Here is a 288-nt window from a genome sequence, read left to right on the forward strand (position 1 = left end):
CCGCGACAAGAAGGCCCTCCACGCGAAGGCTGCTCTCGCCCGCTGGTCCCGCGCCGCGCTGGAGATCGACAAGGCCGTGTTCGGCGGCGACGATCTCGGCGACCTGTCGCAGCCGCCCGCGGTCGAGTTCGCCCCGGTGTCGCAGGCCGACCCGGAGAAGCTCGCCCGCACCGCACAGCTGCTCGACGCCGCTCGCGCCGCGTCCCGCAAGGAGATCGTCCGCAGCATTCACCCCGACTGGGATGAAGACGAGATCGACGCGGAGGTCGAACTGATCCAGCAGGAGCT

General features: G+C 70.5%; 1 pseudogene. It reads left to right on the forward strand.

The window, feature by feature from the left end:
• Positions 1 to 288 (forward strand): annotated as a pseudogene (locus SB658_RS23195) (hypothetical protein); the annotation flags it as partial.

The organism is Bacillus sp. SIMBA_008 (assembly GCF_046535495.1).
GTDB lineage: Bacteria > Bacillota > Bacilli > Bacillales > Bacillaceae > Bacillus > Bacillus subtilis.